14 protein-coding genes and 1 riboswitch are annotated in these 14305 nt (G+C 41.6%); of the genes, 10 read left to right on the top strand and 4 right to left on the bottom strand.

All coding sequences use genetic code 11. The features are described 5' to 3' along the window. Positions 1 to 27: 27 nt before the first annotated feature. A complete protein-coding gene (locus ACDD58_RS06245) occupies positions 28 to 954 on the bottom strand; it encodes an ArsR/SmtB family transcription factor (RefSeq protein WP_370776448.1) in 927 nt (308 codons plus the stop codon). Positions 955 to 985: 31 nt separating this feature from the next. Next, positions 986 to 1432 carry a YfcE family phosphodiesterase gene (locus tag ACDD58_RS06240; RefSeq protein ID WP_370776445.1) on the bottom strand — a complete coding sequence of 149 codons (447 nt, stop codon included), beginning with the start codon at positions 1430 to 1432 and terminating at the stop codon, positions 986 to 988. Positions 1433 to 1599: 167 nt separating this feature from the next. Here ACDD58_RS06240 and ACDD58_RS06235 point away from each other — a divergent pair, with 167 nt between their 5' ends. The 4 genes from ACDD58_RS06235 to hpf all read left to right on the top strand — a co-directional run bounded on the left by ACDD58_RS06235 (position 1600) and on the right by hpf (position 6648). Next, on the top strand, positions 1600 to 2517 hold the full coding sequence (locus ACDD58_RS06235) for a diguanylate cyclase domain-containing protein (RefSeq protein ID WP_370776443.1): 918 nt from the start codon (positions 1600 to 1602) through the stop codon (positions 2515 to 2517). A gap of 54 nt (positions 2518 to 2571) precedes the next feature. Further along, positions 2572 to 2652: riboswitch (ZMP/ZTP riboswitch) on the top strand. 252 nt (positions 2653 to 2904) lie between these two features. Then, entirely contained in the window at positions 2905 to 5133 is a 2229-nt protein-coding gene (gene pflB, locus ACDD58_RS06230; RefSeq protein ID WP_370776441.1) for a formate C-acetyltransferase, read from the top strand. Between the two features lie 16 nt (positions 5134 to 5149). Further along, complete coding sequence (pflA, locus tag ACDD58_RS06225; protein ID WP_370776440.1) at positions 5150 to 5899, top strand: pyruvate formate-lyase-activating protein; 750 nt, start codon at positions 5150 to 5152, stop codon at positions 5897 to 5899. A 218-nt stretch (positions 5900 to 6117) separates the two neighbouring features. After that, positions 6118 to 6648, top strand: coding sequence for a ribosome hibernation-promoting factor, HPF/YfiA family (gene hpf, locus ACDD58_RS06220; RefSeq protein WP_117920071.1), 531 nt, complete (start codon positions 6118 to 6120; stop codon positions 6646 to 6648). Positions 6649 to 6789: 141 nt separating this feature from the next. Here hpf and ACDD58_RS06215 read toward each other — a convergent pair whose 3' ends face one another. After that, on the bottom strand, positions 6790 to 7641 hold the full coding sequence (locus ACDD58_RS06215; RefSeq protein ID WP_117920073.1) for a DegV family protein: 852 nt from the start codon (positions 7639 to 7641) through the stop codon (positions 6790 to 6792). 183 nt (positions 7642 to 7824) lie between these two features. Between ACDD58_RS06215 and ACDD58_RS06210 the strand changes: the two genes are divergently transcribed. The 3 genes from ACDD58_RS06210 to murF all read left to right on the top strand — a co-directional run bounded on the left by ACDD58_RS06210 (position 7825) and on the right by murF (position 10799). Further along, positions 7825 to 8121 carry a hypothetical protein gene (locus tag ACDD58_RS06210; RefSeq protein ID WP_117920075.1) on the top strand — a complete coding sequence of 99 codons (297 nt, stop codon included), beginning with the start codon at positions 7825 to 7827 and terminating at the stop codon, positions 8119 to 8121. A gap of 188 nt (positions 8122 to 8309) precedes the next feature. Then, positions 8310 to 9365: a D-alanine--D-alanine ligase gene (locus ACDD58_RS06205; protein WP_117920077.1), complete on the top strand. Its 1056-nt coding sequence runs from the start codon at positions 8310 to 8312 to the stop codon at positions 9363 to 9365. Between the two features lie 21 nt (positions 9366 to 9386). Further along, positions 9387 to 10799 (top strand): UDP-N-acetylmuramoyl-tripeptide--D-alanyl-D-alanine ligase, encoded by a 1413-nt coding sequence (murF, locus tag ACDD58_RS06200; protein ID WP_118210413.1) that lies wholly within the window; start codon positions 9387 to 9389, stop codon positions 10797 to 10799. A gap of 129 nt (positions 10800 to 10928) precedes the next feature. Here murF and ACDD58_RS06195 read toward each other — a convergent pair whose 3' ends face one another. Next, entirely contained in the window at positions 10929 to 11663 is a 735-nt protein-coding gene (locus tag ACDD58_RS06195) for a 1-acyl-sn-glycerol-3-phosphate acyltransferase (protein WP_117920081.1), read from the bottom strand. A 148-nt stretch (positions 11664 to 11811) separates the two neighbouring features. Between ACDD58_RS06195 and ACDD58_RS06190 the strand changes: the two genes are divergently transcribed. From ACDD58_RS06190 to ACDD58_RS06180, 3 genes are all read left to right on the top strand, one after another. After that, positions 11812 to 12228: a protease complex subunit PrcB family protein gene (locus tag ACDD58_RS06190; protein ID WP_370776436.1), complete on the top strand. Its 417-nt coding sequence runs from the start codon at positions 11812 to 11814 to the stop codon at positions 12226 to 12228. 144 nt (positions 12229 to 12372) lie between these two features. After that, positions 12373 to 12615 carry a Veg family protein gene (locus ACDD58_RS06185; protein ID WP_117920124.1) on the top strand — a complete coding sequence of 81 codons (243 nt, stop codon included), beginning with the start codon at positions 12373 to 12375 and terminating at the stop codon, positions 12613 to 12615. A gap of 64 nt (positions 12616 to 12679) precedes the next feature. Continuing rightward, positions 12680 to 14239, top strand: a complete 1560-nt coding sequence (locus ACDD58_RS06180) for an SPOCS domain-containing protein (protein WP_243006763.1) — start codon at positions 12680 to 12682, stop codon at positions 14237 to 14239. Positions 14240 to 14305 lie beyond the last annotated feature (66 nt).

The raw sequence follows: 14305 nt of genomic DNA, 5'->3' as shown, positions 1-14305 counted from the left end.
ATTTTTTATTAATTTATGATAATGATATTATTGTATTTCTTCCACCGGGGTATAGCCAAGGCTTACCTTGATATCCTGACTGTAATTTCCAAAGGATTTTCCAAAGATCGTAAGTCCGCCGACATGTTTTGCACTGTCTTCCACAGCGAGGCGGAAGCGGATATTACTGCGGCAGTTGAGGTGAAAATCATCGATTTTGACATCAGATATTTTCAGTCCGTCGATATATGTTCCATTTTTATTTATGACAAGCTGTTTTAACAGACCGTACTGGTTCCAGTTCGGATACCACCAGTCAGGTGTCAGCAGTCCTTTTACATCACCGAAATCGCCGGGCGAAGTCCAGTCGCCGATATGAATGTCGTTTAAATAAAAACTGATATCGGAAGGCCAGTCATTATTGATGCCGGGTGCTTCGGAACTCAGTTCTGCAGAAATCGTGATCTGTGTGATCTTTTTGGAAGCCGGGATGAAATTTGGAATGGCATACTCAACATATCCTCTGGTAAACCATAAAATATCAGCGTTATAGCGGTCCGGATGGTCAAAATACCGGGGATCATCTACTTCACCGATCAGGGTGTCTGCGGAGGCGAGCCCACAGGTCGGACAGATCTGATAATTCGTATAATGGCCGACTTTTAATTCTGTATGATAAACATTCTCAATATCCACAGGCTTTTCTAAATCGATCAGGATCTTATCTAAATGAATGGAACAGATCTTCTGGTTGCCGTGACCGGCAGATTCACTTGAAATTGTGATCAGTCCGCTGCTTTCAAGTTTTTTAATATGGCTGGTTAAAGCACCATTTGTAATATTCAGACGTGAGGCGAGCTCATTCATGCTCATATTGTCGTTTTCAAGCAAAATATTTAAAATTTCAATTCTTACATCGGAACCAAGTGCCTTAAAAAGTTCAAGCCCATCAGTTAACGAGGTGATGTGTAACAAGGAAACCTCCTCCTTTCGAAATCTGTGAAGATCACAGAATGACACGTTCTAAACTGTAATTGCTGCCGGACAGAGTCAGGATCACAAGACTCTTTGAATCCCCGCGTCCCTCACTGGCACTGCCAGGATTGATATATACTTTATTGAAACGCTCATAAAATGTATAGCGATGTGTATGTCCAAAGATAAGAAAATCAGCATCCGTCACGTCAAATGGAAAATCAAACTGATTGTGAACCAGGAAAAATGTTTTCCCACCAATGCAAAACTGCAGAAATTCAGGAATATTTTTTGCCCAGTCACCGCGGTCATTGTTGCCGCGTACCATATAAAGCGGAATACCAAAATTCCGGAAACTGTCATAATTTTTCTGTGTACAGAAATCGCCTGCATGGATCAGGTAATCACAGCCATCTAAATGACGGTGCCATTCTTCGCGAAATATACCGTGTGTATCGGAAATAATGCCAATTTTCATAAAATTTGCCCCCATTAAGTTAAAAATAATTAGGTAAATTATATAGGAAAAAAGCATGTAAGTCTAGGAGAATGCAAAAATATTCATAAAAACACTTTTTTATTTTAAAGTAATGTAGTATACTGTCCTGGGGATCAGTTGGTTAAATTTTTAACAGGAGAGGGAGAATGGAAAGCTCAGTATTGGAGGAAAAGGTTTTTCACAAAGTCATGAAAAATGTTCCGTTTGGTCTTGTCGTAAGCGGTGAGGGAAGAGAACGCAAGGTATATTATGTGAATCAGATGGCATATCACATGCTCGGTTACACGAGAGAGGAATATATAAAAAAAGTGCAGGGCGGATGGAGCCGGTTTTTGGATATTGATCTAAGAGAGGTCATGCGGGATCATCATGAAGAAATCCTGACAGGCGAGCCATTTGAGCTGACTGCTCTGACAGAGACGAAGGACGGAAATAAAAAGTGGCTGTCTTTTCGTGTTATGGTATCTATGGAGTTAAAGCCTGTCAGTTATATTACGATCACTGATGTAACAGAGAAGGTAGAAAAAAACAGACGCTACGCGCGGGAAAGAGAATATTTAAAAGACTGTGCGGCGAGAGATTCCATGACGAGACTTTTAAACCGCGGTACAATGGAAGAACGTATCAAAGAAGAATTAGAGGCAGTAGAAGAAGGACAGAATTATGCATACATCGCCCTGGATCTGGATAATTTTAAGCAGATCAATGATATGTATGGACATTGGGCTGGTGACAGTATCATTATGGGGATATCAAATATTTTAAGGGAAGTCTATGGTAATAATGCCCGCATCGGACGCATGGGCGGGGATGAATTTGCAGTATTTATTCCGGATGTAAAAGACCGTGCGCAGATACAAAGTCAGGCAGATGAAGTCTTACGCTGTCTGCGCCTCCAAAAAGAAATGATCGGAATGGCGGAGGAACCGACAGCAAGCATTGGCATTGCATTTGGTCCTGAGGATGGAAGGAGTTTCCGTGAATTGTATCACAGAGCGGATGAAGCACTCTATCAGGTCAAAAATGAAGAAAAAAACAGTATAGCAATTTATACAATGATCTAAAAATTTTTTGGTACATTTTACCTATTGAAAATTTTAAAAAAAAATTATAACATCTAATTGTTATATGACTGACGGAAAAGTGGAAAAACCACATGAAGTATAACGTTTACAATGCCGACCGTCTGGGCGAGATAACCCGGACTGTCGGTTTCTTTTATTCTTAAGATATTCTTTTATCAGAACCCTTTTGTATGAAAAAAAGAACAGTTCCGGAAGAGAAGCGGATATTGACAAGCAGTGGGTGGCCATGATATATTCACTGCGTTAGAAACATCTAACATAAGTTAGATAAAACTACCAATATTTTCCGGTAATACCAAAATATTGGGGGATCAGATCCGTTTTATACAGGTAAACCATAGTTTTCAGAAAACAGGAGGAAAAATAATGCAAAACGAATGGAGAGATTTTAATGGTGGAGCATGGGAGAATGAAGTAAATGTCAGAGACTTCATTCAGAGAAACTATAAGCCGTATGACGGCGACAGTTCTTTCTTAGAGGGACCGACAGAGGATACCACAGCACTCTGGCAGGATGTATTAGAGCTTTCAAAGCAGGAGAGAGAAGCTGGCGGCGTACTTGATATGGACACAAAGATCATTTCCACGATTACATCCCATGGACCTGCATACTTAGATAAAGACAAGGAAAAAATCGTAGGTTTCCAGACAGATAAACCATTTAAGCGTTCCCTGCAGCCTTACGGCGGTATCCGTATGGCGATCAAGGCATGTGAAGATAATGGGTATAAAGTAGACCCAGAAGTGGTAGAATATTTTACAACACACAGAAAGACACACAATGCAGGCGTATTTGATGCGTATACACCGGAGATGAGAGCCTGCCGTTCTGCACATATCATTACCGGTCTTCCGGATGCATACGGACGCGGACGTATCATTGGCGATTACAGAAGACCGGCTCTTTATGGTGTGGATCGTCTGATCGCAGACAAGGAAGAACAGTTAGAATCCACACGTACGATTATGTATTCTGACGTTATCCGTGAGCGCGAGGAATTATCCGAGCAGATCAGAGCTCTTAAAATGTTAAAAGAATTAGCAAAGATTTACGGATGTGACATTTCAAAGCCGGCAACAAATGTTCTTGAGGCAACACAGGCTGTTTATTTTGCATACCTTGCAGCAGTCAAAGAGCAGAATGGTGCGGCAATGAGCCTTGGACGTACTTCTACATTCTTAGATATCTATGCAGAGCGTGATCTTCGTGAAGGAACTTTCACTGAGAAAGAGATTCAGGAGATCATCGATCAGTTCGTAATGAAACTGCGCTGTGTAAAATTTGCCCGTACGCCGGAGTACAACACTATTTTTGCCGGAGATCCGACATGGGTAACAGAGTCTATCGCAGGAATCGGTGTAGATGGAAGACATATGGTAACAAAAATGTCTTACCGTTATTTAAATACTTTAAACAACATCGGAGCAGCACCGGAGCCTAATATGACAGTTTTGTGGTCTGTAAAACTTCCGGAGAACTTTAAAAAGTTCTGTGCAGAGATCTCAATCAAACATTCTGCGATCCAGTACGAAAATGATGACATCATGCGTGTGGTTCATGGCGATGACTACGGCATTGCATGCTGTGTATCTTCCATGAGGATCGGAAAAGAGATGCAGTTCTTCGGAGCACGTGCAAACCTTGCAAAATGTTTACTCTATGCCATCAACGGTGGTGTGGATGAGATAAGCGGCAAACAGGTAGGACCTAAATACCGCCCGATCACATCTGAATACCTTGATTATGACGAGGTATGGGAGAAATACGAAGACATGATGAAATGGCTTGCAGGCGTCTATGTCAATGCATTAAACATTATTCATTATATGCACGACAAATACTGCTACGAGAAACTGCAAATGGCACTGCATGACAAACAGGTAAGACGCTGGTTCGCAACCGGTATTGCAGGATTTTCCGTAGTAGCAGATTCTTTATCTGCCATTAAATATGCGAAAGTAAAACCGATCCGTGATGAGAACGGAATCACTGTAGACTTTGAGGTTGAGGGAGACTTCCCGAAATACGGTAATGATGATGACCGCGTAGATGAGATCGCAAAAGAAGTTCTGCATACATTCATTAAATATGTAAAAGGAAATCACACCTATCGCGGAGGTATTGCAACGACTTCCATTCTTACCATTACATCAAATGTATCTTATGGTAAAAATACAGGTGCAACTCCGGATGGAAGAAAGAAAGGTGTTGCTTTTGCTCCGGGCGCAAACCCAATGCATGGACGTGATAAAAATGGTGCAGTTGCTTCTCTGGCATCTGTTGCAAAAATGCCGTTTATGGATGCGCAGGATGGTATTTCTAATACCTTTACCATTGTGCCGGATGCACTTGGAAAGACAGAAGAAAGTGCACAGACAAACCTTGTTGCACTGCTTGACGGTTATGCAGAAAAAGGCGGACACCATTTAAATGTAAATGTATTAAATAAGGAAACATTACTTGATGCACAGAAGCATCCGGAGGAATATCCACAGCTTACGATCCGTGTATCAGGTTATGCAGTAAACTTCATCAAACTGACCAAAGAGCAGCAGGATGAGGTTATTGCAAGAACTTTCCACGAATTAATGTAAAATAAAGGAGATTACAATGGGTTATATTCATTCTCTGGAATCATTTGGCACCGTGGACGGTCCGGGGGTACGATTTGTTGTATTTTTTGAAGGCTGTCCGATGCGCTGCCAGTATTGCCATAACCCGGATACATGGGTGCTGACTGATGGAAAACAGATGGAGGCGGACGAGATCATCGACCGCTTCCTGCGCAATGCCTCGTTTTACCGGACTGGTGGAATTACCGCCACCGGTGGCGAGCCGATGCTTCAGATTGATTTTCTGACCGAACTGTTTGAAAAAGCAAAGGCACACGGGGTCCATACCTGTTTAGATACATCAGGTATTATGTTTCCGGGATTTCCAGAGGATGAAAACTCTGCATCAGGGATCACACTTGAAAAAATAGACAGACTGCTTAATGTTACAGATCTTGTAATGCTTGATATCAAGCATATCAGTGACGAGGATCACCGTAAACTGACCGGACATTCCAATCAGAATATTCTGGCATTTGCAAGATATTTAGATCAGAAGAAAAAGCCGGTATGGATACGTCATGTTGTTGTCCCCGGCATCACATTTGAAAAGGAAGAATTGACAGAACTCGGACAATTTTTAAAGACACTTTCAAATGTGGAAAAACTCGAAGTACTGCCGTATCATGCGCTTGGAAAGGTTAAATACGATAATCTTGGCATGGACTATGTTCTCAAGGATACACCGCAGCTTACCAAAGAAGAAGCAAAATGGGCAGAAAAGGTCATAAGAGATGCAATGAAATAGAAAACAGCCGTGTTACAGGAGATAGGAAATGGTCACTTGTAATGCGGTTTTTTCAAATATGTAATAACATGTATTTTTACAAGAATATTACAGGAAAATATAAATATTCTGAAAAATATATAAAAAATGATATATTGTATTGAAATATTTGTGGAAAGTGCTATAATAAAACCATGATATAAATCTGTATCAAATAAACGGCAAAGGGGTTGGACATCATGAGAATCAAGATTACAGGAAGAAACATTGAATTGACCGATGGTATCAAAGAGGCAGTGGAGGACAAGTTAAACAAATTAGAGAAGTACTTCACACCGGACACAGATGTCTATGTAACGCTGAGCGTGGAGAAGGAACGCCAGAAGGTGGAAGTTACGATTCCGATGAAAGGAAACTATATTCGTTCTGAACAGGTAAGCAACGATATGTATGTATCGATCGATCTGGTAGAAGAGGTTATTGAACGTCAGTTAAAGAAATATAGAACGAAGCTGGTTACGAAACAGCAGAGCGCAGCGTCCGTTTTCAAACAGGATTTTCTGGATGCAGCATCTGATGATGACGAGGAGATCAAGATCATCCGTTCTAAGAAGTTCGATATGAAGCCGATGTATCCGGAAGATGCATGTGTACAGATGGAGTTATTAGGACATGATTTCTTCGTATTTATCAATGCGGAGACAGAAGATGTCAACGTTGTATACAAGAGAAAAGGCAACACATACGGATTGATCGAACCGGAATATTAAAATGGATCATTGCAGAATTGTGCTGTGAATAAAACCACCCTGTGGCAGGAGAATGCCGCAGGGTGGTTTTTGTTGTACTGTGATTTTGTGCAATTTGACGGTCAATAAATTGAAATATACCTTTCGTTCCTACATTCTGTATTAAGCATTATGAAAGAACGATACACAGATCGCTCCCGGACCGGCGTGTGTCCCAATTGTACTACCGATTGTGCTGACCGGCAGCTCCTTTGTCTGACTGGCCCAGAGATCTGCGCTGTCTGCAATATATTTCTGAAGCAGTGAATCGTCGAGTCCACTGTATCCCAGCATATACGGCATGGAAAAATCAATGCCGTTTTTATTTTTCACTTCCTGGATCAGGATATTATTACCGTTTTTAGACCCCCTTGCTTTTCCTAAGATCACAACTTCACCTTTTTCGATAGCAATAACAGGCTTGATGGACAGGATATTTCCAGCCCATGCAGCAGTCTTTGAGATACGTCCACCCTGTTTTAAATATTCGAGGGTATCAAATACGGCTAAGACGCAGACATCCTTCTTCTTTTCTTCAAGTTTTTCGGCAATTTCTTTTGCGGAAAGTCCCTGGTCGCGCAGTCTTACGGCATAAAGTACGAGAATCTGTTCGCCGAGGCATACATTTAAGCTGTCCACTAATGTGATGCAGTCCTCGTAACCATCGAGTGCAATGTGGGCACTCTGATATGTACCGGATAAAAGGGAGGACAGGCAGATCACAACAGCGGTGTCGCCGGCATCTTTTACTTCTTTGAATTTAGCTTCAAAGTCATGAGGCGATATCTGGCTGGTCGTCGGGATCGTTCCACATTCGATCAGTTTTTCATAAAATTCTTTATGGGAAATGGTAACACCGTCTAAATATTCCGTTTCACCAAAGATGGTTTTTAAAGGCATATAATCAAGATTTAATGCATCTGCCCGTTCTTTTGTGAGATCAGATGCGGAATCAACAATAATTCGTACACTCATTTTTAATCCTCCGACAAAATAGTTTGACTATCAAACAAAAACAAATATATAGGATACGCAGAAGATTGTCAAGATATTTTGGTAATCAAAATATCTGAAATGAAAAATCAAATGTAGTTGACAAAATTCGACAGACATAAGATACTTATGTAGTATAAGTGCCTGCATGACAGTAGAGTAAGAGTGGAAAATTATATAATAAAGCAGAAAAAAGCGGAAGAAATGTACAACGGGGTGGAGATGCTGGTGGATCTGGCAAGAAGGTATCCAGAACTATGGAAAGAAATCGACAGGCAGTGCACTGGGAACAGAGAGCGATATGGATTGCTCTGTGAAATATTGCTGACGGGGGAAAAAGAACGTTGCGAAGATGTAGTTGCAAAAATATACCGGTATGGAAGTATGATCGGTAGACAGGATCTGCTTGGCAGACAGATATTTTTGTGGCTGCTGCAGGTAATGCGGGAAAACGGGGAGTAAAATAAAGAAAATGGTGTTCGCCTGTCGGGAGGCACTGCCAGGAGACATTGCCTAACGGCAGAAAATAAATTAAGAAAGGATGTCATGCAGGCATAAAAAGTACAAAGGAATGTGCAAATTCCTTGCCACATAAAGAAAAAAGGTATACTATAAAGCAGAAATGTTTTTATGAGTAAGGAGAGTATACCATGAAGATTGTTGTTTTAGCAGGTGGTTTAAGTACAGAAAGAGATGTTTCCTTTAAAACCGGAGATATGGTGGCAAAGGCATTGAGAGAGAATGGACATCAGGTGATCTTACTTGATGTATTTATGGGATACAGTGATAAAAAAGAAGATCTGACAGGTATTTTTGACCGGAGTGAAGAAGTGAGCGTAAAAGTGTCCGGAATACCGGAAATCGCACCGGATCTTGCAAAGGTAAAAGCATCCAGAAAAGATCAGTCAGATAATTTCTTTGGACCGAATGTGATCGAATTGTGTCAGATGTCAGATATCGTATTTATGGCACTGCATGGAGAAAATGGGGAAAATGGTAAGATCCAGGCTGCATTTGATCTGTTTGGGATTCGTTATACAGGCAGCGGTTATTTGAGCAGTGCGCTTGCCATGGATAAAGAAATGTCGAAAAAACTGTTTTTATCTGCTGGCATACCGGCTCCAAAGGGTGCGTCCATGAAAAAGGCTGACCGCAGCGATGATATCGCAAAACTTGGCATCAGTTTCCCATGTGTGGTAAAACCGTGCTGCGGTGGTTCGAGTATCGGTGTTTCTATCGCACATAATGCGGATGAATATAAAGCCGCTTTAGATGAAGCCTTCCGCTGGGAAGAAAATCTGATCGTGGAAGAATATGTAAAGGGACGTGAGTTTTCTGTCGGTGTGATCGAGGGAAAGGCACTTCCGATCATTGAGATCGCTCCGGTGCAGGGATTCTATGATTACAAGAATAAATACAAAGCAGGCAGTGCAGTTGAGACCTGTCCGGCGGAACTTTCTGAAGCTGTCACAGAGAAAATGCAGCATTATGCAGAACAGGTAGCACAGGTGCTTGGACTTGACACCTATTCACGTACAGATTTCCTGTTAGATGAGAACGAAAACATTTATTGTTTAGAGGCAAATACTTTACCGGGAATGACACCTACAAGTCTTCTGCCACAGGAAGCACAGGTTGTCGGTGTGAACTTTAACGAATTGTGTGAGAAGCTGATTCAGATTTCCATGAGTAAATACGAAAAATAAAAATCAGGAATGGAGATTATCATGAAAAATATGACGCTGGAACGCATTACAGAAGTGTGCGACGGAGTATATTATGGCAGTGAGACAGACAAAACAAAAGAAATTACCGGAGCTGTGATCGACAGCAGACAGGTAGAACCGGGATATCTTTTTATTGCGGTAAAAGGAGAAAAGGTGGACGGTCACCGGTTTATACCGCAGGTATTTGAAAAAGGAGCACTTGCCGTATTATCCGAGCAGGAGCTTTCTGATCCGGCAGGCCCGTATATCAGAGTAGAATCAACGCTTGGTGCGATGAAAAAACTTGCGGCATATTACAGGAGAACTCTCGATATCAAAGTTGTCGGCATTACCGGAAGTGTTGGAAAAACAAGCACAAAAGAGATGATCGCATCGGTTCTTTCCCAGAAATATAATGTGTTAAAGACAGAGGGAAATTTCAATAATGAGATCGGTCTTCCGCTTACGATCTTTAAGATCAGGGAACAGCATGAAGTTGCAGTGCTTGAGATGGGAATCTCAGAATTTGGAGAGATGCACCGCCTTGCGGAAATGGCGTATCCGGATATCTGTGTGATCACTAATATCGGATTGTGCCATCTGGAGAATCTTCTGACCAGAGATGGAATATTAAAGGCAAAAACAGAGAGTTTTGAACATCTGACACCGGAAGGAATTGCTGTGTTAAATGGGGACGATGATAAACTCTGTGAGAAAAAGACAGTAAACGGAAATAAGACAGTATTTTACGGTATCGGAAAAGAAGCAAAACTTGCAAAGACAGAGCAGGGCGAAAAATATCTTGCAGAGAAAGAAGTATATGCAACGGATGTAGAGCCGGTGGGGTTAGACGGAACAAAAGCGGTAATACATATTGGGGAAGAGAATTTTGCAGTGATGATTCCAATCGCAGGAGAGCATAATGTATACAATGCGTTAGCGGCAGTCTGTGTTGCAAGAAAGCTCGGTCTTAGTGTGGATGAAATGAAACGTGGGATCGAGTCGGTCAAAACAATCGGAGGAAGAAGCAATCTGATCCATAAGGAGGGAATGACGATCATCGACGATTGTTACAATGCCAATCCTGTTTCTATGAAAGCGTCCATTGACGTGCTTGCAGCGGCACCAGACAGAAAGATTGCAGTGCTTGGTGATATGGGAGAACTTGGTGAGAATGAGAAAGAATTGCATGCAATGGTCGGAGAGCATTTTAAAGGAAAAGGAATCGATGTCCTGTTTGCAGCGGGCGTATTGTCAGAGAATCTGGCACAGGCGGTAAAAAAATGCAGTCCACAGACGGAGGTTCATTATTTTAAATCAAAAGATGAACTCACAGCAGAATTGCTGCCTTATGTGAAGAGTGGTGACACTGTATTAGTAAAGGCATCTCATTTTATGGGATTCCCGGAGGTCGTAGGACAGCTTACAAAGTAAGTAACTGTGGGAAAATGCGAATTTATAATCGTTTATGAAAAATAAAAATCCCCGGATCACGATGGTGGTTCGGGGATTTTTCTGCATATCCAGAACGATCGAATATATACGAAACATGTGGCAGATAATTCAAATCTGTGGATCATTTTTCTCAAGCATTCCGGCGATCACACCCTGACAGTGTGCACCGATCTTTTTACGTGTGTCTTTGTCTAAAGACTTCGGATCGATCGGTCTGCCATATTCTACAATGACATGTACCGGTTTTACTTTTGGAAAATGTGCTTCTAAAATATCGGCGGAACCGGAGATCGCCATAGGTACAATCAGACATCCGGTTTTTTCTGCCATTTTAAAACTTCCTTCTTTGAATGGGAGCATCAGATCATCCGTTTTGTTGCGTGTTCCTTCAGGAAAAATACACATGGAAATCCCATTTTTGATATTATCGATTCCTGCAAGGATCGTCTTTAATGCTTCCTTGACATCAGAACGGTTGATGAACAGACAGTGCAGCCGTGTCATCCAGGTAGATAAAAGAGGAACTTTTTTCATGGAATCCTTTGCGACATAACCGGTCAGACGCGGACAGCGTGAGTAAGTGATGATGATATCGAAATAACTTCTGTGATTGCCGATGTAAAGAACCGGCTGGTCTTTTGGAACATTTTCCTCCCCGATGATGGTTAGTTTTGTGCCACAGATAAAGAGAATGACACGAAATGCCCACTGTACCATGCGAAGCTGGCTGATATCGGCAGCCTGGCGGTTAAATTTCCCGATGATCCACTCGACAAAAAGCACCGGAATACCAATGATCAGATAGAGTATGGCAAAAAGCAATGCAAGTATTGCGCGTAACATAGTGCGTCCTTTCCGGGGAAATCCCCAAGTTTTATATATCCACATTATATAAGGTATCCAGGGGAAAAACAACTAAAAAAGACATATTTAAAGGTAAGAAGCCATATATTAAGATAGAAGCGTAAACTAGGGGCGGGTGTAAGAAAGCATGTTTCAAAAGTATCTGGTAAGAATATGTGGGGTGGGTCTGCTGATGGCGGGAGTGATCAGCGGATGCAGTATCGAGCAGACAAATGAAACGAAGGTAAGTGATCTTACATATACGATCGTTGAGGAATCTGAGACACCGGAAGAGTTAAGATCAATGATCGAAGAAAAGAAAACAGCGGATTTTAAACTCACTTATGAGATGGAGGATGATCTGTATATTGTACGTGGATATGGAGAACAGGCGACAGGAGGATACAGTATCTGTGTGAAAGACTGTTATCTGACCACAAACGCAGTGGTATTTGATACAGAACTCATCGGGCCAAGAAAGGGCGAAGTTACAAACGCAAGCCCAAGTTTTCCTTATATTGTAATTCAGGTAAAAAACCAGGACAAAAGTATCATTTTTGAGTAAATATTCTTAAAATTTTTTTAAATAATTTAATTATGTTTGACAAAAATTTAGCACAGTGCTATTCTAAAGCAGAAAAGGAGTCCGGTAGAGATATTATTACAAATGTGTATGATTGCAGAATACCGGATTAAGGAGGTAGAACACATGCAACAGGCAGACATCAGAAAAGTTCGGGCATCCGTGCATCAGCAGTGCGGGAAAAAAGTAATGATTCAGCTTGACCGAGGACGCAATAAAGTTGACATCCAGGAAGGCGTCATCCAGAATGCTTACCCAAGCGTATTCACGATCCTGGTAAATGATGAGCGTGAAGAAAATCCACCTCAGTTATTATCATTCAGTTATTCTGATATTGTTACAAGAGATATACGCATGAAATTGTGCTAAACAGGTATAAAATCCCCCATGTCCGAATAAGATGGTTACAAAGATTCGGAATGGGGGACTTTTTTTGGAATTTCAGAAAATAAAACTACATAGAAGTGAAAAAAGAGGATCTGCAGTTACACAGATCACATTGGATGATGACTATAATGTGCCGGACTACAGACAGGATATTGTAAAAGTAATAAAAGAACATGGAGAACTGCGTTTTGATGAGGTAAAGGCGATGGAGGGGGCTGCATGGATCAAGGGAAGCCTTATTTTTAAAGTACTTTACCGGAGTGATAAACAGGAAGGTAAAATAAGCTGCCTGCGTGGTGAAATCCCATTTCAGGAACGGCTCAATATGGATGGACTGAGTGAATATGATGCAGTTCATGCTGTGGGGGATATAGAAGATCTTACAGTTGGTGTGATCAACTCCAGAAAACTAAATATCCGTGCGGTAATTGTCCTGACGGCATCTGCAGATACAGAAGTGGATGAGGAGCTGACATGTGAACTTTCAGATGGCAGTGACTATGAACAGAATATTGTAGAAAAGGAAGCGTTAAAACTGCTCGTGGTGCGGCGTGATATCTGCAGACAGAAAAGTGAGGCGGTTCTGCCATCAAGTAAACCGAATATCCGTGAAATACTCTGGCAGAGTATGCAGCTACGCAATGTTGAAAGCAGGCTTACGGAAGGCAATATCAGATTTTCCGGGGAAATACTGGTTTCCATATTATACAATGATGAGGAGGAAGGAGAACATTTATCCTGGTATGAGACAACAGTTCCGCTGGATGCACAGGCAGAGTGCGGTGTCATGGAGAATGACTGTATCTGGCAGGTAAAGATGATACCTGTGACGATGGAGCTGGAAGTCAAACCGGATTATGATGGGGAGGAGAGAATCCTTGTCATGGAACTGGCATTAGATATGCATATCCGTATCTGGAAGGAAGAAAAGATAAGGCTTTTAACAGATCTGTACTCATTGCAGAAAGATGTAAAGCCTGTCTGGAAGGAGTGTCCGCTGGAGAGACTTCTTGTTAAAAATGCCGCAAAGTGCAGGATGACTGAGCAGATGGAATTAAAAGAGGACAAAGAAAAAGTTCTTCAGATCTGTTCCTGTGAGGGAAAAGTACTTTTAGAACGACAGGAAATAACGCCGGAAGGTGTTCTTGCGGAAGGAACGATCGAGGTTCATATTTTATATATTACTCCGGATGATCATATGCCGGTTGGAGCGATGCAGGAAATTTATCCATTTTCACAGCTTGTGGAAATCCCGGAAATGTCAACGCAGGCAAAGGTGGAGCTGGATGCTTCATTAGAACAGCTTTCTGCAGTTATGCTGGATCAGGAGCATGTTGAGATCCGTGCAGCAGTACGGCTTGATCTGCTCGCCTTTGTTTCGGAGATCATACCAAATATCGAAGATGCCACAGAGTCACAACCGGATCTTGAGATGCTCAGAAACCGGCCGGGACTGGTGGGGTATATCGCCAGGGAGGGAGATGACCTGTGGACGATCGCAAAAGAAAATCATACGACCATACAAAATATCATGGAGACAAACCATAGAAAAAGTGAAACACTTTCCGCAGGTGAAAAGATTTTGATCGTGAAACAGGTCGGGTAAAATATTAAGTATTTGTGAATTTGTGGAAATCCTAACAAACATATAATAAAGTGTGATAGAATAAAT

Source organism: Roseburia sp. (genome assembly GCF_041325975.1).
Lineage (GTDB): Bacteria > Bacillota > Clostridia > Lachnospirales > Lachnospiraceae > Roseburia > Roseburia rectibacter.
The sequence above is the reverse complement of the archived record's forward strand: the minus strand, read 5'-3'. Positions and strand labels throughout refer to the sequence as shown.